The 15,542-nt window shown below is 74.1% G+C and carries 13 protein-coding genes and 2 pseudogenes; 7 read left to right on the top strand and 8 right to left on the bottom strand.

The genetic code is table 11. From position 1 onward, the window contains the following. Positions 1–62: 62 nt before the first annotated feature. Positions 63–725 (bottom strand): TetR/AcrR family transcriptional regulator C-terminal domain-containing protein, encoded by a 663-nt coding sequence (locus tag STTU_RS20280; RefSeq protein WP_007826284.1) that lies wholly within the window; start codon positions 723–725, stop codon positions 63–65. 102 nt (positions 726–827) lie between these two features. Here STTU_RS20280 and STTU_RS20275 point away from each other — a divergent pair, with 102 nt between their 5' ends. After that, the gene (locus STTU_RS20275; protein ID WP_007826282.1) at positions 828–2,309 is read left to right on the top strand and encodes an FAD-dependent oxidoreductase; all 1,482 of its coding nucleotides are present in this window, start codon (positions 828–830) and stop codon (positions 2,307–2,309) included. Positions 2,310–2,394: 85 nt separating this feature from the next. Here STTU_RS20275 and leuE read toward each other — a convergent pair whose 3' ends face one another. Further along, positions 2,395–3,048, bottom strand: a complete 654-nt coding sequence (gene leuE, locus STTU_RS20270; protein ID WP_007826274.1) for a leucine efflux protein LeuE — start codon at positions 3,046–3,048, stop codon at positions 2,395–2,397. 77 nt (positions 3,049–3,125) lie between these two features. Beyond that, complete coding sequence (locus STTU_RS20265; RefSeq protein ID WP_420713559.1) at positions 3,126–3,512, bottom strand: hypothetical protein; 387 nt, start codon at positions 3,510–3,512, stop codon at positions 3,126–3,128. 19 nt (positions 3,513–3,531) lie between these two features. Between STTU_RS20265 and STTU_RS20260 the strand changes: the two genes are divergently transcribed. Further along, positions 3,532–4,122: a L,D-transpeptidase family protein gene (locus STTU_RS20260; RefSeq protein WP_007826271.1), complete on the top strand. Its 591-nt coding sequence runs from the start codon at positions 3,532–3,534 to the stop codon at positions 4,120–4,122. Between the two features lie 194 nt (positions 4,123–4,316). Here the strand turns inward: STTU_RS20260 and STTU_RS20255 are convergent, their stop codons facing one another. The 4 genes and pseudogenes from STTU_RS20255 to STTU_RS20235 form a co-directional block, all read right to left on the bottom strand. Beyond that, on the bottom strand, positions 4,317–5,375 hold the full coding sequence (locus tag STTU_RS20255; RefSeq protein WP_007826270.1) for a hypothetical protein: 1,059 nt from the start codon (positions 5,373–5,375) through the stop codon (positions 4,317–4,319). Between the two features lie 661 nt (positions 5,376–6,036). Beyond that, a pseudogene (locus STTU_RS20245) lies at positions 6,037–6,583 on the bottom strand (RNA polymerase sigma factor); the annotation flags it as partial. Positions 6,584–6,967: 384 nt separating this feature from the next. Then, positions 6,968–7,731: pseudogene (locus STTU_RS20240) on the bottom strand (hypothetical protein). 68 nt (positions 7,732–7,799) lie between these two features. After that, positions 7,800–8,657 (bottom strand): IclR family transcriptional regulator, encoded by an 858-nt coding sequence (locus STTU_RS20235; protein ID WP_106432163.1) that lies wholly within the window; start codon positions 8,655–8,657, stop codon positions 7,800–7,802. 89 nt (positions 8,658–8,746) lie between these two features. On the opposite strand from STTU_RS20235, the gene STTU_RS20230 reads away from it, so the two are divergent. Beyond that, a complete protein-coding gene (locus STTU_RS20230) occupies positions 8,747–9,754 on the top strand; it encodes an amidohydrolase family protein (protein ID WP_106432162.1) in 1,008 nt (335 codons plus the stop codon). 48 nt (positions 9,755–9,802) lie between these two features. Here the strand turns inward: STTU_RS20230 and STTU_RS20225 are convergent, their stop codons facing one another. After that, the gene (locus STTU_RS20225) at positions 9,803–11,470 is read right to left on the bottom strand and encodes a beta-N-acetylhexosaminidase (RefSeq protein WP_007826264.1); all 1,668 of its coding nucleotides are present in this window, start codon (positions 11,468–11,470) and stop codon (positions 9,803–9,805) included. A gap of 532 nt (positions 11,471–12,002) precedes the next feature. Between STTU_RS20225 and sdhC the strand changes: the two genes are divergently transcribed. Genes sdhC through STTU_RS20205 form a run of 4 tightly spaced genes read left to right on the top strand, consistent with a single transcriptional unit; the run spans position 12,003 to position 15,417 of the window. Next, a complete protein-coding gene (gene sdhC, locus STTU_RS20220) occupies positions 12,003–12,383 on the top strand; it encodes a succinate dehydrogenase, cytochrome b556 subunit (protein WP_009066034.1) in 381 nt (126 codons plus the stop codon). 4 nt (positions 12,384–12,387) lie between these two features. Continuing rightward, positions 12,388–12,876 (top strand): succinate dehydrogenase hydrophobic membrane anchor subunit, encoded by a 489-nt coding sequence (locus tag STTU_RS20215; RefSeq protein WP_007826255.1) that lies wholly within the window; start codon positions 12,388–12,390, stop codon positions 12,874–12,876. Positions 12,877–12,901: 25 nt separating this feature from the next. Further along, positions 12,902–14,656, top strand: a complete 1,755-nt coding sequence (gene sdhA, locus STTU_RS20210) for a succinate dehydrogenase flavoprotein subunit (RefSeq protein ID WP_029397360.1) — start codon at positions 12,902–12,904, stop codon at positions 14,654–14,656. Continuing rightward, positions 14,656–15,417, top strand: coding sequence for a succinate dehydrogenase iron-sulfur subunit (locus tag STTU_RS20205; protein ID WP_007826249.1), 762 nt, complete (start codon positions 14,656–14,658; stop codon positions 15,415–15,417). Before sdhA ends, STTU_RS20205 begins: the two co-directional genes overlap by 1 nt. The last annotated feature ends 125 nt before the right edge of the window (positions 15,418–15,542 follow it).

The following is a 15,542-nucleotide window of genomic DNA, read 5'->3' as shown; positions in this document are numbered from 1 at the left end:
CGCCCGCCCCGTACCGTGAGCGCCGCCCCGTACCGCCGTGTGAGCCCCGCCGGGCGCCCCCCTCACGCCACCCCGTACCGCGCCCCCGCCCCCGTCACGAGCAGTGCGACGCCCTCCGTGAAGCGGGCGTCGTAGTCGCCGAAGACGAGGGGGCCGGCCTCGGCCGCGAGGGGGGTCGCGGCGAGGCGGCGCTCGCGTTCGGCGATGTCGAAGGCGGGGCGCGGGTCGTCGGCGTACGTGATCATGCCCTGCTCCTCGGTGACGAAGCCCAGGACGTACGTGAAGAGCGCCGTGCTCGTCGTGGCCGCCTGCGCGAGGGTGAAGCCGGCCGCCGTGAGGGCCGCGAGCTGGGCCTCCAGGCCGGGGCCGTGCTCGTCGCCGGTGAAGCGGGTGCCCGAGAAGACGCGGGCCCCGTCGCGCCAGGAGAGCAGGCCCGCGCGCAGCCCGCGCGCGGTCGCGGTGAGCCGCCCGCGCCAGTCCCCGGCGGCGGGTCCCGACGGTTCGTCGCCCCCCGCCGTCATCCGCCGGTACATCTCCGTGGCCATCTCGTCGAGCAGTTCGCGCTTGTCGCGGAAGTGCCAGTAGAGCGCGGGCGCCTTCACCTCCAGCTCCCCCGCGATGAGCCGCAGGCTGAGCCGGTCGAGACCGACTTCGTTGAGCAGTCGCAGCGCGGTGTCCACGACCTGTGCCCGGTCGAGCCGGGGCGTCTGATTCTTGCTGGCCACGCCCCCAATGTAGACGGCCGCGAAGAGCATCGCTTGACTCCTTAACGCCGTTAAGCGCATCCTTGCGGACACCAGCGCTTAACACCGTTAAGGAGTGAGTCCATGAACACCTACGACGTCGCGGTGATCGGCGCGGGCCCCACCGGGCTCACGCTCGCGATCGACCTCGTGCGGCGCGGCGCGCGGGTCCTGCTCGCCGAGCGCGGCACGGACCTTTTCGCGGGCTCGCGCGGCAAGGGCATCCAGTCCCGCACCCTCGAAGTCCTCGACGACCTCGGCCTCGCGAGCCGCTTCCTGGCGGCGGGCGGCCCGTACCCGCCCAACCTGCCGTGGACGGCGGGCACGCCGGGCGACGAGTTCCGCATGATCGAGGAGGCGGAGCCGACGGAGAGCGAGCCGTACGGCGGCACGCTCATGCTGCCGCAGTGGCGCACGGCCCGGCTCCTTCGCGAGCGGCTCACGGAGCTGGGCGGCGAGGTCTCGTACGGGCACGAGCTGACCGGCCTGGAGCAGGACGCCGAGGGGGCGCGCCTGCGCTTCGCCGGGCGCGCGGGGAGCGTGCGGGCCCGGTACGCCGTCGGCACGGACGGGGCGCGCGGTGCCGTGCGGCGGCTGCTCGGGATCGGCATGACGGGCGGGACGGTGGACCCGAAGCCGATGCTCGTCGCGGACGTGCGGCTCGCGGAGGGCGCGCTGCCCCGTACCCACTGGCACGTCTTCCCGGGCGCGGACGGGGGTTTCGCGGCGCTGTGCCCGCTCGCCGGGACCGACGACTTCCAGTTCGTCACGGCCTTCCCCGAGGGCACCGCCGTCGAGACGGACCCCGAGGCGGTACGGGCGGCGATCGCCGCGCGCACGCACCTCGCGCCCTCGCGGGTGACCGCCGTGGCGTGGGCCTCGGCCTTCACCGCCCGCGCGGCGCTCGCCGACCGCTTCCAGGACGGCCGCGTGTTCCTCGCGGGGGACGCGGCGCACGTGCACTCACCGGCCGGGGGCCAGGGCCTCAACACGAGCATCCAGGACGCGTACAACCTCGGCTGGAAGCTCGGCGCCGTCCTCGCGGGCGCCCCGGAAGCGCTGCTCGCCACGTACGAGGAGGAGCGCCGCGCGGTCGCCGCCGGGATGCTCGACCTCTCCACGCGCGTCCACAGGGGCGAGACCCGCAGGGGCAAGGAGACCCGCCAACTGGGCCTCCACTACCGGGAATCGAGCCTGAGCGAGCACACGAGCGGAGCGGATGCCCCGCTCCGCGCGGGGGACAGGGCGCCGGACGGGCCGTTCGGGGACGCCCCCGGCGAACGCCTCTTCGACGTCTTCCGGGGCCCGCACTGGACCTACCTGGCGGTGGGGCTGGGCCGCACCCCCGACGAGGTCGCCCTCCCCTTCCCCAGCACCCTCCCCGCGCACGTCCGCACCCACGCCATCGGCCCCTACGCCCCCTACGGCCAGGGCCTCTTCCTCATCCGCCCCGACGGCTACGTGGCCTGGACGGGCGGCGGCGAGGGGCTGGCCCCGGAGGGGGCGGTGGCGTGGCTGGAGCGGCACCTGGGAGCGGCGGCGCACGCGGCGCCGGACGGGGCCTGAGATCCCGACTCCCGGGGCGGCTCAGATGGAGGAGCGGCGCCCGAAGTCCGCTGCGGGCCGCACGCGTTCGGGTGTGCGGAGGCGTTCAGACGCCGCTCAGCGAGAGCTTCACCGCGAAGCCCAGGAAGAGGGCTCCCGCCGCCGAGGTGACCGTGGCGCGGAGGCGACGGCGGCGGGTGAAGGCGGCGGCGAGGCGGGTGCCGGTGAAGATGAGGACGCTGAGGTAGAGGGCGCTGGCGAGCTGGGCGAAGAAGCCGAGCACGACGAAGGAGAGCGCCGGGTGGGCGTAGGCCGGGTCGACGAACTGCACGAAGAACGCGATGAAGAAGAGGATCGCCTTCGGGTTGAAGAGGCTGATCACGAAGGCCCGGCGGAAGGGCCGCTCGCGTCCGGCGGGCACCTCCTCGCCCGCCGCCCCGGCGGCCCGCTCCCTGCGCGTGCGCCACAGCGCGAGCGCGGAGCGGATCATCCCGTAGGCGAGCCACGTCAGGTAACCGGCGCCCGCGTACTTGACGATCGAGAACAGCACCTCGTTCGCCTGGAGCAGCGAGGCGACCCCGGCCGCCGACAGCGTCATGAGCACCGTGTCCCCGAGGAACACCCCGGCGGCGGCCTTGTACCCGGTCCGCACCCCGCGCCGCGCGCCCACCGAGAGCACGTAGAGCGAGTTGGGTCCGGGCAGCAGGACGATGAGGGCAACGCCCGCGAGGTACGTGGGGAGATCTATGACGCCGAACATGGCGGCAGTGTCGCACGCGCGTACCCACGCGAACACCCCCTTTCCGGCAGCCGGACAGCCCCGCCGGACCGCCCGCCTCAGTCGCCGTCGAGCAACGTGTCCACCGGCAGGAGGCACGGGGGGTTCGTCCCGTCCTGTCCGGGGCATTCAGAAGGCGTCCGGACGACGAGGGGGATGCGGATGCGGCGCGGATCGGTGGTCGTGGCAGGGGTGTTGGGTGTGCTCGTGCTCGCCGGGTGCAGGGTGGACGGGGTGGCCGGGGCCGGCGTCTCCGGCGAGGCGAAGGCGCCCGGCTCCGTCGCGACGCCCGCTCCGGCCCGGTCTAGCCCCGCCCGGACGAGTCCCGCCCCCACGCGCCCGGCCCCGGTGAACCCCGCGCCCGCCCGTACGAGCCCCGCGCCCCGCGCCAGCGCCCCGCGCCCGAGCACCCCGCCGCGCTCGACCGCCCCCGCCCTCCCCCGCAAGGGACAGCGCACCTCCGACGTGCGCGCCCTGCAGGCCCGGCTCTGGTCGCTCGGGTTCTTCCGGCAGCAGCCGACCGGGTACTTCGGGGACGTCACCGCGCAGGCGCTCGCCGCGTTCCAGCGCGACCGGGGGCTCGCGGCGAGCGGCGTGCTCGACGCCGCGACGTGGGCGCGGCTCAGGGCCGCGGGACCCGCGCCGACGAAGGCCGCGCTGTATCCCGAGACGACGCTGCCGCCCACCAGGCCCGATCCCCGCTGCCTCACGGGACGCGCCCTGTGCGTCAGCAAGAAGAGCCGGACCCTCGCGTGGATGGTGGACGGGCGCGTCGTCTCCGTCATGGACGTCCGCTTCGGCTCCGCGTACACGCCGACCCGTGACGGCACCTTCAAGGTCTACTGGAAGTCCCGCGACCACGTCTCGACGATCTACCACACGCCCATGCCCTACGCGCTCTTCTTCAGCGGCGGCCAGGCCGTGCACTACTCCCCCGACTTCGCCGCGCGCGGCTACGCGGGCGCCTCGCACGGCTGCGTCAACGTACGGGACAAGGCGAAGGTCGCCGCGCTCTTCGACACGGTGCGCACGGGGGACAAGGTGATCGTGTACTGAACGTCCGCTCAGTATGTGCCGAGGCGCGGACGGGACCGGGGGAACGTGTCCCGCCCGCGCCGGTGGCAACGAGCCGGTGGTACGGGGGGAACCCCGGCTCGTGCGACAGCCGATGACCAGTCGGCTCACTTATCTCTGCGTCAAGGGCGCGAAAAGTGTCACACCCCGTTCGCGCGCGCCCCCGCGCGGCGGGATCAGGGCTGGTCCCGGAGGTCCCCGGTGGGCGGTGCGGAGGGCGCCGGGGAGTCGGCCGGGGCCGGGGCCTCCGGGGAGTCGGGGGGTGGTGACGGGGCGTCCGTCGGCGGGGCGGGGCTCGTCTCGTGGGGTCCCCACGTCGGCGTCCCGCTGCCGTCCGGCTCCTCGGTGGCGGAGGGGGTCGGGCTCGGGCTCGGGCTGCCGGTGGGCTCCTCGAAACCGTAGGTGGGGTACGTGGTGGGGAGGCCCGGGAGCCCCGGGAGGGTCAGCGAGGGGGCCGCCGGGGCGGGGACCGGCAGGCTCGGGCCCGGGACGTGGGTCCCGCCGCGCAGGAGCGAGGCGCAGTACGCCTCGATCCGCCCCGTCCCGCCCGCGAGCGCCGCGAGCCGCCGCTCCGTCGCACGTACGACGTGCCCGCGCAGGTGCGCGCGGCAGGCGTTCGCGGTGCCGGAGGCGGCGGTGCCGGTGGCGGCGGGGCCGCTCCGGGTGCCGCTCGGGGAGGGGCTGGGGGACACCCCGGACGGTTGGCCGGAGGGGGCGAGCAGTTCCCGCGCCGGGTCGGGGGACGAGGTGGCTCCCGGGACCGCGCCCTCGGGGGTGCCGGAATCGTCGGGGGCGGGGCCGGGGTCGCGCGGCTGGACCGTCCTCGGGAAGCTCGGGAAGGAGGTGAGCGCGCCGGTGCCGCCAGCGACGGCGACGCCGCCGACCATGCCGAGGCTCAGCACCCCGGCGGCGAGCAGCCGCGCGCGCCGCGCCCCGAAGCGCGTCCCGGCGGGCGCCTCCGCCCCCCGCGCGTCACGCGCGGCGCCCGCGCGGAAGACCGCGAGCAGTTCGGCGGGCGGCTCCGGGGGGCCGGACGGCCCTCCGGGGCGCGTCAGGGTGCCGAGCGCCGCCTCGACCCGGCGGGCCTCGGTCCGCGCCCGGGGGTCGAGCGACTCGTACGGGCGCTCCGCGAGCAGCGCGGCCCGCGCCGTACGGGCGAGGGCGCGCTCGGTGCGCGCGGGACGGCCGCCGGGCGGCGCGGCGCCCGTGCGGCGCGTGCCGGACTCCTGTGCCATCACGCCTCCTTCCGCACGACGCCGGGGCAGGGGCTCGCCCCGGCGGGCACCGACTGCCGCCCGCCCTGCCCCTCGCCCCGCCGCTGCGCGGGAACGGCGGCCCGCCGGGCGGGCGGGACGGGGGCGGGGTGACCGGAAGCGGGGGCGGGGTGACCGGGGGCCGGGTGGCCGGGGGTGGAGTGGCCGGAAGCCGGGGCCGGGTGGCCGCCGGTGGGATGGCCGGGGGACGCGGGGTGCGGGCGGGCGTGGGGGCGCTCGCCCTCGTACGGGGCGGCGTCTCCGTACGTCGCCGCCTCGCCGTACGTCGCCGCCTCGCCGTACGTCGCTACCTCTCCGTACGTACGCGCCCCGCCGCGCTCGTGCTCGTGCTCGCCCTCGCCGGACGGGCGGCCCGTGCCGTCGTGGACGCTGTCGCGGACCGCGCCCGTCGTGCCGCGCGGGCCGCCGGGCAGGCGCCCGCCCGCGCCGCGCACACCGCCGGGCACCCGGGCCCCGCCGGGGCCGCCCGCTCCGCCCGCTCCCCCGGCGCCGCCGGGTCCGGCCGGGCCGCCGGGGCCGGTGCCGCCCACGGAACCGGCGGGCCCCGGGCCCTCGCCCGCGTCGGCGATGCCCGTCCCGCCGCCGGTCGTCCCGCCGCGCCCGTCCGCCCCGTCCGCCTCGCGCCCGCCGAGGAGTTCGGCCAGTTTCTTCAGTCCCCGGTGGGCCGCCGTGCGTACCGCGCCCGGACGTTTGCCGAGGGTCGCTGCGGCGCTCTTCGCGTCGAGGCCCACGACGACGCGGAGGACGACGGCCTCGGCCTGGTCCTGCGGGAGGCGGGCGATGAGGGCGAGGGTCTCGCCGGTCGCGAGCGCCTCGATGGCCTCGCCCGCCGTGTCGGAGTTCCCCGGCCGCACGGTGAGTTCGGACTCGTCGCCGCCGACGGCGGGGCGGCGGCCCCGCATCCGGATGTGGTCGAGGGAGCGATTGCGCGCTATCCGCGCGGCCCAGCCCCGGAAGCGGTCCGCGTCGCCGTCGAAACGGCCCAGGTCACGGGCTATCTGGAGCCAGGACTCGGAGGCCACGTCCTCGGCGTCGGCCTCGCCGACGAGGGTCCGGATGTAGCCGAGCAGGCGCGGCTGCACCTCGCGGTACACCGTACGGAAAGCGGCCTCGTCCCCCCGCTGAGCCGCGAGTACCGCGGCGGTCAGCTCCGCGTCGTCCCCCAGCACCCCTCAGCCTGCCCCCACTCGCGTCCCCACCGGGCCCGTGTCCGGTCCGGCGCGAATCAGCACGCTACCGGTCACTTGGCCAGTACTCCACCCTTTCAGGCCGAGCCGGACCTTCGGCCCTGCCCCGCGCACCACGAAGCGTTACCGACACGTGACCGTCCGGGTGTGACGTCTCGGGAGACCATGGCGCTGTAGGAAGTACGGGCCCTCAAGCGGCCCGTGCCGTGCGACGGCCGGGTCTCTCCTGTGGGGGGTGGCGACCCGGCCGTTCGCCTGTCCCCACCCTCCGCGACCGGGCGGGACACGGGCGTGCGCGCGCGGGCGCGAGCTCCCGCGCGCGGCCGTGCGACAACGCGTCCGGATCTCGCCGGTCGGCGGCGGCCCTCAGGTGAGCAGCACAGCGGGGGGGGCGGGGCCGGGCCCGCTCCCGCGATCGTCGCGGCCACCGGGGCCGAGGACGAGACGACGTCCCGCACGAACTCCCGCCGCGTGACCCCGCAGCGGCGCAGGGCCGCCCCGTGGTCGGCCGCGACCACGCAGACCGCTCCCGCGAGCAGCGCGCGCCAGCCCGCCGTGACGAGGCGGCGCGCGGGGCCCGGGAGGTGCGCGAAGCCCTCGCGCAGGCGCGCGCAGTGGAAGGGGACGTGGCGCTCCTCGTCCGCCAGGACGCGCCCCGCGACCTCGGAGAGCAGGGGATCGACGCGGCCGTCCCGCAAGGTCCGGTAGTAGCGCAGGGCCACGACCTCGGCGACCATCAGGACGAGCAGTTCGAGCCGGAGCCCGAGCAGTCGGCGCAGGCGCACGAAGGCCGTGTCGCTCCAGTGCGCCTCCAGCGTCCCCGCCCCGCCCGCCGCGAGGAGTTCCGCGAGCAGCCGGGCGTGGTTCCGCTCCTCCGCGACGAACAGCCGGGCCGCGGCGGCGTAGGTGGGGTCGCCCGCCCGGTCCGCCTTGCCGATCAGCTCCGCGCCGTCCCCGTTCTCGCCGACCTGGAAGCGGCGCAGGCTGCGCACGAGCGCGGGCGGCAGCGCCGCGCCCCGCGCCCACTCCGGGTCCCCCTGTCGCGCCCTGCGCTCCCGCTCGGACTCGAAGTCCCTTGTCCAGGAGGCGTATCGGCCGCCCCCGCCACCGTCCCGCGTGTTTTTGAACATGCTCAAAAACTAGAGATTTTTGAGCGCGTTCAAAACCCTGCGGATGTCCCGACTCCGCAACAACCCGCTCAGCCCGCCGCCGGGGCCTCCTCAGCGTCCGCGCGCAGGGCGCGGGAGACCGCGCGGGCGGTGGCGCGGACGGCGGCGGCGTAATCGGTGGCGGGGAAGGAGTCGCTGGGCGCCACCACCGAGAGGGCCGCCACGACGCCCGAGGCGTCGCGGACCGGGGCCGCGACCGTGCTCATCGGCCACGGCGTGGTGAGCCGGCCCCGGGCGAAGCCGGTCCTGCGCACCTCGGCGAGGAGGCGGCGCAGGTCGGCGGGGGTGCGGACGTCGTCCAGGCCCGGTCCGGGCACGTACGAGGCGATCAGGCAGTCCTGGAGGGTGGGCGGCGCGAAGGCGAGCAGGACGAGACCGACGCCCGTGTGCGTGAGCGGCACCCGCCCGCCGACCCGGTACCGCACGGGGCTCGCCTCGCGCGCCGAGAGCCGTTCGACGAGCAGCGCCTCCGCCTCGTCACGCACCGCGAGAAGCGCGTGCTGGTGGGTGACGTGGACGAGGTCGTCCAGGTACGGCATCGCGACCGCCCGCAGCCCGTGGCCGCGCGGGGCGAGCGACGCCGTCTCCAGGAGGCGCAGGCCCACGACGAAGACGCCGTCCGCGCGGCGTTCGAGCGCCCCCACCCGGACGAGGGAACGCGCGAGGCGCAGCGCCGAGGAGCGCGGCATCCCGGCGCGCTGGGCCAGCTCGGCGGGGGTCAGCGCCCGGTGCCCGCTGTCGAAGGCGTTGAGCAGCGCGAAGGCCCGGTCGATGACGGGGCTGCCCGCCGCGGGCTTGCCCCCGCGCCGCCGCGGGGCGCCCTCGTCGCGGGCCGTGCCGTCCGCCCCGCCGGGTTCCCCGGCGCTTCCCTCGGATCGTGCGTTCACAGGTGTTCCATTCATTGGCACCGCTCCTGCGGCTCCCGCTCCGTCTTCCTAGATTCGCAGGCGAGCCACCACCGATGGAGGAGCGCCGCATGAGTCCGCACCGCACCCACGCCCCCGACGCCGGGGCCCCGACCGGCCTGGTCGACGTCCACGCCCACTTCGTCACGGACCGTTACGTCGCCGAGGCGCGCGCGGCGGGCGTCGCGCACCCGGACGGGATGCCGGGCTGGCCCGACTGGTCGCCCGAGTCGCACCTCGACCTCATGAGGCGCGGTGACATCACCAAGTCCTACCTGTCGATCTCCTCACCCGGCGTCCACTTCGGCGACGACACCGCGGCACGCGCCCTCGCACGCGACGTGAACGAGTACGGGGCGCGGGTGCGCGACGCGCACCCCGAGCGGTTCGGGCTCTTCGCCTCGCTGCCGCTGCCCGACGTCGAGGGCTCCCTCGCCGAGGCCGCGTACGCGCTCGACGTGCTCGGCGCGGACGGCGTCGCCGTCGAGAGCAACCACCACGGCGTCTACCTCGGCGACGCGCGCTTCGCGCCGCTGTGGGAGGAGCTGAACCGGCGCGGCGCCCTCGTCTTCGTCCACCCCACCTCTCCCCCGCACGCCGACGCGGTCGACCTCGGGCGCCCCCGTCCCATGCTGGAGTTCCTCTTCGACACGGCCCGCACGGCGAGCGACCTCGTCTTCCACGGCGTCCTGACCCGTACCCCGGACATCCGCTGGGTCCTGACCCACGGCGGCGGCGCGCTGCCGCTCCTCGCCGACCGCATGGACCTCTTCCGCAAGGGGGTCATCGGGGGTGAGGGCCCCGACGTCGTGGAGCAGCTCGGCGCCCTCTGGTACGACATGGCGGGGACGCCCTTCCCGCGCCAGATCCCGGCCCTCGCCGCAGCGTTCGGCACGGAGCGGCTGCTGTACGGCAGCGACTACTGCTGGACGCCCGCCTCCGGAGCCCTCGATCAGATCACCTCCGTGGACGGGGCAGCGCCGCCCTCCGGCGGCGGCACCTGGCGGGACCTGACGAGTCGCAACGCCGCGAAGCTCTTCGGCGGCGGTGGCGGCGACGGGGCGGCGGAGCAGCGCTGAGCCCTCACGCCGGGCGGGGTGCGCGCCCGGCCCGTACCCGACGCCCCCTCAGCCGATCGCCCGTGAGAGGGCCTGGAAGTCCGTCCAGCTCCGGGACGGTTTCGCGGCCTCGGGCCACAGCTTCTCGGACAGGGCGCGGAGCGGCATCCGGATGCCCGTCGCGACCTGGTCCGGTGTCTGGGCGTTCGGGAAGTCGCCCCAGACCGCGAAGCCGCCGCCCTCGATGAGGTGGTCGTAGCTCGCGGGCACCGCGCTCGTGCCGCGCAGCACGCGCGGGGTCCAGGACTCGTAGATGCGCTGCCCGGTCGGGTACGTGAAGGTGTTGGGCTGGCCGAGGACGTAGTAGAGGAACTCGTCGTTGTAGTTGAGGACCTGGCGGCCCTCGGCGAGGTAGGCGGCGGGCGGGCGCGCGCCGAGTTCCTTGCCCGTCCAGTAGACGACCTCGACCTTCCGGTCGGCCACGACCTGGCCCTCCGCGAAGAAGCCGTCGTTCCACGCCCGCGCGATCCGGCCCTCGCGCGCGTCCCGCACCGTCTTCGCGCGGTCGTTCAGCCACGCCTCGGCGAGGTCCTGGACGCGGCCCTTCGCCCCGTACCTCTTGCGGGCGAGCGCGGCCAGTTCGGGGAAGGACGCCTCGGGGTCGGAGCGGACGAGGGCCTGGTACTCGTCGGCGCCGAGGTGCCACCAGCGCCCGGGGAAGAGGCTCGCGTACTCCTTGAGGAGGTCGTCGACGATGCGGGCCGACTCCGGGTTCCCGATGTCGACCGCGCCCTCGACCGGCTTGCCCGCCGCGTCCCGCAACTGGAGCTTCGGGTGCGCCTTGATGACCGTGCCGAGGTGGCCGGGCGAGTCGATCTCGGGGACGACCGTGACGTGCCGGGCCGCCGCGTACGAGACGATCGAGCGGACCTGCGCCTTCGTCAGGTGCTGCGCCGAGACGATCTCGGGGTGCGAGGAGGACTCGACGCGGAACGCCTGGTCGTCGGAGAAGTGCAGGCCGAACTGGTTGTACTTGAGGTCCGCGATCTCGGCGATCCGCGCCTTGATCCACGCCTCGTCGTACCACTTGCGGGCGATGTCGAGCATGAACCCGCGCTGCGGCTTCGCGGGCCGGTCGCGCACCGTGCCCTCGGGCGCCGTGCCATCCGCGCGCACGGCCTGCTTGAGCGTGCGGGTGCCCCACCACACCCCGTCCTGGCCCGCCGCGGTGATGCGCGCCTGACCCGCGGCGACGCGCAACGTGTACGCCTCGTCACCGCCCTGCCCGCCGTCCCCGCCGTCGCCCTTCGCGTCCTTGTCGAGCCCGAGCCACACGTCCCCGCGCCTCGGGTCCGCGTCGCCCCCGTACCTCATGCCGAGTTCGCCCGCCAGCAGCTTCGCCTCGTCCGCCAGCGCGTCGTCACCGGCGAGGACACGCCCGGACTTCGCGGGTTTCCAGCCGGGGCCGCGCGCGGCCTCGAAGTCGCGCACGGAGGGGATCGTGCGCGGGGGCTTCGCGACGGGGTACGAGGCGGCGGGGGTCGGCGAGACGGTGAGCGCGTCGGCGCTGCTCGCCGCGCCCGAGCCGCCCTTGTCCTTGCCGTGGTCGCCGCCGGGCCAGACCGTGAGGCCGAGCGCTACGGCCGCGGCGACGACGAGGGCCGCGATCGAGGCCCACGCGGCGCGGCGGCGCCGCCCGCCCGTGTCGGGGAAGTCCTGACGGCGGTGGTCGGCCACGGGTCACGTCCTCGGTGCTCGGGTGCGGGTGCTGAGCGGGTGCGGGCCGCCGGGTGCGCGCGCCGCCGTACGGCATCCCTTCCCGCGACGGCGGACGTGGTGTCACTCCGGGCGCCCGGCCCCTCGTTCGGATGACTTCCCGGCCCCACCGGGACGGAGCGACGCGCCGCGCGGGGCCCGGACCCGCCGGTCCCGGGCCGCGTCTGCCCCGTACGGCCGTGTCCGACACGCGCGGCACAGCGCGCGCACAGCCGCTTCCAGGGAGCCGAACGGGCGTCACGAGCGGGTGGAGAGCAGGCATAACGGCAGGCATCCGCCCTGATCGGACGCCTGGTGGGCGGGCCGAACACACCCTTTCGGCCGACTGCTTCGCCCGTACGTGCCAGTTTGATCACACCGCATGCCCCCGTGCGGGGCGGACCCCCGCCCGTGACTACGATGGCCGGGGCCGGTGGACCGTACCCGGCCGGGCCGACCGTCGACAGGAATGGATCGCGGCAGGCTCCCAATCCTTTCCCCGGAGGGTTCTTCCGTGCCGGCTGGAACGCTGTACCGCGGCCGGGAAGGAATGTGGTCCTGGGTGGCTCATCGAGTCACCGGCGTCCTCATTTTCTTCTTCCTGTTCGTACACGTCCTGGACACCGCGCTCGTGCGTGTCTCCCCCGAGGCGTACGACGACGTCGTCGCCACTTACAAGAATCCGATCGTCGCGCTGCTGGAGTACGGCCTCGTCGCCGCGATCCTCTTCCACGCGCTCAACGGTCTGCGCATCATCGCCGTCGACTTCTGGTCGCAGGGCCCCCGCCACCAGAAGAAGATGCTGTGGACGGTCCTCGTGGTGTGGGTCGTGCTGATGCTCGGCTCGCTCTACTCCGTCCTCGGCCACGCCGCACGTCAACTGTTCGGGAGCTGACGCGATGTCCACCGAGACCTCCTCCGCGGCCTCTTCCGCGATCGGCCCCGTCGAGGGCGCCTCGCTCTACGACGTCGACAACCCGGCGCCGGTCATCGAGCCGCCCCGGCAGCGCACCAAGAAGACGAAGAAGAACCCGCAGCGCAACTTCGAACTGGCCGCCTGGCTGTTCATGCGCCTGTCGGGCGTCGTCCTGGTCGTCCTCGTCCTCGGGCACCTGCTCATCCAGCTCTTCCTGGACGGCGGGGTGCAGAAGATCGGCTTCGCGTTCGTCGCGGGCCGCTGGGCCTCGCCCTTCTGGCAGGGCTGGGACCTGCTGATGCTGTGGCTCGCGATGCTGCACGGCGGCAACGGCCTGCGCACGGTCATCAACGACTACGCCGAGCGCCCCGCGACCCGCATGTGGCTCAAGGGCCTGCTGTGGGCGGCGACCATCTTCACCGTCCTGCTGGGCACGCTGGTGATCTTCACCTTCGACCCGAACATCCGTTAGAGCCGGGGCCACGAGAATCATGAAGCTGAAGATCCACAAGTACGACACCGTCATCGTCGGCGCCGGTGGCGCGGGCATGCGCGCCGCCATCGAGGCGACCAAGCGCAGCCGCACCGCCGTGCTGACCAAGCTCTACCCCACGCGCTCCCACACCGGCGCGGCGCAGGGCGGCATGGCCGCGGCCCTCGCCAACGTCGAGGAGGACAACTGGGAGTGGCACACCTTCGACACGATCAAGGGTGGTGACTACCTGGTCGACCAGGACGCCGCCGAGATCCTCGCGAAGGAGGCCATCGACTCGGTCCTCGACCTGGAGAAGATGGGCCTGCCGTTCAACCGCACCCCGGACGGCACGATCGACCAGCGCCGCTTCGGCGGCCACACCCGCAACCACGGCGAGGCGCCCGTGCGCCGCTCGTGCTACGCGGCGGACCGCACCGGTCACATGATCCTCCAGACGCTCTACCAGAACTGCGTCAAGGAGGGCGTGGAGTTCTTCAACGAGTTCTACGTCCTCGACCAGCTCCTCGTGGAGGTCGACGGCGTCAAGCGCTCGGCCGGCGTCGTCGCGTACGAGCTGGCGACCGGCGAGATCCACGTCTTCCAGGCGAAGTCGGTCATCTACGCCTCCGGCGGGACCGGCAAGTTCTTCAAGGTGACGTCGAACGCGCACACCCTGACCGGTGACGGGCAGGCCGCCGTGTGGCGGCGCGGGCTGCCGCTGGAGGACATGGAGTTCTTCCAGTTCCACCCGACGGGCATCTGGCGCATGGGCATCCTCCTCACCGAGGGCGCGCGCGGCGAGGGCGGCATCCTGCGCAACAAGGACGGTGAGCGCTTCATGGAGAAGTACGCGCCCGTCATGAAGGACCTCGCCTCGCGCGACGTCGTCTCGCGCTCGATCTACACCGAGATCCGCGAGGGCCGCGGCTGCGGTCCCGAGGGCGACCACGTGTACCTGGACCTCACGCACCTGCCGCCCGAGCAGCTCGACGCGAAGCTCCCGGACATCACCGAGTTCGCCCGTACGTACCTCGGCATCGAGCCCTACACGGACCCGATCCCGATCCAGCCGACCGCGCACTACGCGATGGGCGGAATCCCGACCAACGTCGAGGGCGAGGTCCTCGCCGACAACACGACGGTCGTGCCCGGTCTGTACGCGGCCGGCGAGGTCGCCTGCGTGTCCGTGCACGGCGCCAACCGGCTCGGCACCAACTCGCTGCTCGACATCAACGTCTTCGGGCGCCGGGCGGGCATCGCGGCGGCCGAGTACGCGCACGCCAACGAGTTCGTGCCGCTCCCGGAGGACCCGGAGACGCAGGTCGTCGCACAGGTCGAGCGGCTGCGGAACTCGACGGGCACCGAGAAGGTCGCGGTGCTGCGCAACGAGCTGCAGGAGTGCATGGACGCCAACGTGATGGTGTTCCGCACCGAGCAGACCATCAAGACGGCGGTCGAGAAGATCGCCGAGCTGCGCGCCCGGTACAAGAACGTCGCGATCCAGGACAAGGGCCGCCGCTTCAACACCGACCTCCTCGAAGCGATCGAGCTGGGCAACCTGCTCGACCTCGCCGAGGTCATGGCGACCTCCGCGCTCGCCCGCAAGGAGTCGCGCGGCGGTCACTACCGCGAGGACTTCCCCACGCGCGACGACGTCAACTTCATGCGTCACACGATGGCGTACCGCGAGGTCTCGGCGGACGGCACCGAGGCGATCCGCCTCGACTACAAGCCGGTCGTGCAGACCCGCTACCAGCCGATGGAGCGTAAGTACTGATGACTACCGCGATCATGGACAAGGTGGAGGAGGCCGGGGCCGCCTCGGACCACCTCATCACGGTCACCGTGCGCGTCCGCCGGTTCAACCCGGAGGTCTCCGCCGACGTCGTCTGGCAGGACTTCCAGCTCCCGATGGACCCCAAGGAGCGCGTTCTCGACGCCCTCCACAAGATCAAGTGGGAGCAGGACGGCACCCTGACGTTCCGCCGTTCCTGCGCGCACGGGATCTGCGGCTCGGACGCGATGCGGATCAACGGCAAGAACCGCCTCGCGTGCAAGACGCTCATCAAGGACCTGAACCCCGCCAAGCCCATCACGGTCGAGCCCATCAAGGGCCTCACGGTCCTCAAGGACCTCGTGGTGGACATGGACCCGTTCTTCCAGGCGTACCGCGACGTCATGCCGTTCCTCGTCACGACGGGCAACGAGCCGACCCGCGAGCGGCTCCAGAGCGCCGAGGACCGCGAGCGCTTCGACGACACCACCAAGTGCATCCTGTGCGCCGCGTGCACGTCCTCGTGCCCGGTGTTCTGGAACGACGGCCAGTACTTCGGCCCGGCGGCGATCGTCAACGCGCACCGCTTCATCTTCGACTCGCGCGACGAGGCGGGCAGCCAGCGCCTCGAAATCCTCAACGACCGTGATGGCGTGTGGCGTTGCCGCACCACCTTCAACTGCACCGATGCCTGCCCGCGGGGCATCGAGGTGACGAAGGCGATCCAGGAGGTCAAGCGGGCGCTCATCACGCGCCGCTACTGAGCTCCGGACGGGCCCCGGCGGGCTCGTCGTGGGGCTCTCACCGGGCTCTCGCTGGGCCCTCGCAGCTCTCGTTGGGCTCTCACCGGGCTCTCGTTGGGACGAGGCCGTCACCCCGCGCCGGGGTG

Source organism: Streptomyces sp. Tu6071 (assembly GCF_000213055.1).
GTDB classification, from domain to species: domain Bacteria; phylum Actinomycetota; class Actinomycetes; order Streptomycetales; family Streptomycetaceae; genus Streptomyces; species Streptomyces evansiae.
Note: the sequence above shows the minus strand (reverse complement) of the source record. Positions and strands in the feature narration are given on the sequence as shown.